The following is a 1673-nucleotide window of genomic DNA, read 5'->3' on the forward strand; positions in this document are numbered from 1 at the left end:
TTTTTAGAACAGGCCTGATATCTTACCATCTGCATCTATGTCTATATCTTCTGCTGATGGTCTCTTAGGTAGCCCAGGCATTATCAGCACTGGCCCTGTCATTACTACCAAAAATCCTGCTCCTGCTGATAGATTTATCTCATTTACACTTACTGTAAATCCTTCCGGTCTTCCTTTTAGTGCTGGATTGTCTGATATAGAACTCTGTGTTTTTGCCATACATACAGGCAGACTGTCATATCCCTGCTTATTGTATTTTTCTATCTGCTTTAAGGCTTTATCGCTGTAATCTACTCCATCTGCTCCATATATCTCTTCTGCTATTGTCTCTATCTTTTCCTTTATCGGGGCTTTCTCATCATAGAGAAACTTAAACTGACTCTCTTTATTCTCCAGTATATCTACTACCTTTTCTGCCAGCTCTTCTCCTCCTTCTCCTCCTTTGGCCCATACTTCTGATAGTGCTACCTCTACTCCCAGATTCTCACATTTTTCTCTCACTAGCTCTAATTCTGCTTCTGTATCATCCGGGAACCTGTTGATTGCTACTACCAGTGGTACTCCAAATTTGTGCACATTCTCTATATGCTTTTCCAGGTTCTCTATTCCTTTTTCTAGTGCCTCCAGATTCTCTTTCTTAAGCTTTCCTGTTTCTACTCCTCCGTGCATCTTAAGTGCCCTTATTGTTGCCACAAGCACTGTTGCATCAGGTTTCAAATCAGCATATCTGGATTTGATGTCATAAAATTTCTCTGCTCCTAAGTCTGCTCCAAACCCTGCCTCTGTTATTGTTATATCTCCCAGCTTCATCGAAAACTTGGTTGCCATTACACTATTACATCCATGGGCTATATTTGCAAATGGCCCTCCATGTATAAAGGCTGGGGTGTTCTCTAATGTCTGCACCAGATTTGGTTTTATAGCATCTTTTAGAAGTGCTGTCATCGCTCCCTCTACCTTAAGATCATGAGCTGTTACCGGCTCATCATCATATGTATATGCTACCACTATCTTACCTAATTTCTCTTTCAGCTCCATCAGATCATTGGCCAGACACATTATCGCCATTATCTCTGAGGCTACTGTTATTAAAAATCCATCTTCTCTTGGCTGTCCATTTACTGTTCCTCCAAGACCTACTATTGTCTCTCTTAAGGCTCTATCATTCATATCTACTGCTCTTTTAAACTGTATCTGAGTTGGGTCTATCCCCAGTTCATTTCCCTGTTTTATATGGTTATCTATTACTGCTGCCAGAAGATTATGGGCTATTCCTATTGCATGTATATCTCCTGTAAAGTGCAGATTTATATCTTCCATCGGTATTACCTGTGCATATCCTCCACCTGCTGCTCCACCTTTTATTCCCATTGTCGGGCCTAAAGATGGTTCTCTTAGGGCTATTATGGCCTTTTTGCCTATTCTATTTAGGGCCTGTCCCAATCCTACTGTTGTTGTCGTTTTTCCCTCTCCTGCAGCTGTAGGAGTTATTGCTGTTACTAATACCAGCTTACTGTCCTCTTCCTCTTCCCTTTTCTTTAATACATCCAGCTTCACCTTTGCCTTATACTTACCATATAGTTCTAGATCATCTTCCTCTAATCCCAATTCTTCTGCTATTTCTGTTATTGGCTTCATTTCTGCTGCCTGTGCTATGGCTATATCACTTTTCA

1 protein-coding gene is annotated in these 1673 nt (G+C 40.8%); it reads right to left on the minus strand.

All coding sequences use genetic code 11. From position 1 onward, the window contains the following. Positions 1-3: 3 nt before the first annotated feature. Positions 4-1673 (minus strand): formate--tetrahydrofolate ligase (locus DER71_RS11805; RefSeq protein ID WP_114459024.1); only part of this gene is annotated, 1670 nt, incomplete at its 5' end.

It is taken from the genome of Halanaerobium sp. DL-01, from assembly GCF_003338615.1.
Classification (GTDB): domain Bacteria; phylum Bacillota; class Halanaerobiia; order Halanaerobiales; family Halanaerobiaceae; genus QPJE01.